General features: G+C 40.9%; 1 pseudogene. It reads left to right on the top strand.

Annotated elements, in window-relative coordinates:
- Positions 1-185: 185 nt before the first annotated feature.
- A pseudogene (locus tag BHE18_RS00010) lies at positions 186-433 on the top strand (ABC transporter ATP-binding protein); the annotation flags it as partial.

Raw genomic sequence — 433 nt, 5'->3', positions numbered from 1 at the left:
CTAAGTGTGTTCAGCGTATATGTTTATTGTTTACATTCACCAGCATGTAATGACCTGTTGTTGTTTAATAGCCAGGATTATGTCGCTCATGTTAATAATTTTTTAGGTGGTTAATGTGGTGATATATTTGTAGTGAAATGTGGACGATCGTTTATGAATTATCGTAATATTTTTTTTTTTTTTATGCCAATAGCATGATGGTGATCCAGGAAATTCTGTCGCAATTAGCGGCGCAAGGAAAAACGATTTTTTATTCGTCGCATATCATGGACTTGGTAGAGAAAATCAGCAACCGCATCGTGCTGCTGGTGAAAGGGGAAGTGGTGGCGGATGCGACGTTTGAAGGGCTGAAAGAGATGAGTGAGGAAGGCTCGCTGTCCGGCATATTCAATCAATTGACCGGCTTTACGGAACATCGCAACAAGGCCAAGGA

It is taken from the genome of Rossellomorea aquimaris (genome assembly GCF_001877785.1).
Classification (GTDB): Bacteria; Bacillota; Bacilli; order Bacillales; family Bacillaceae_B; genus Rossellomorea; species Rossellomorea aquimaris_A.
This window is presented reverse-complemented; position numbering and strand designations above follow the sequence as displayed.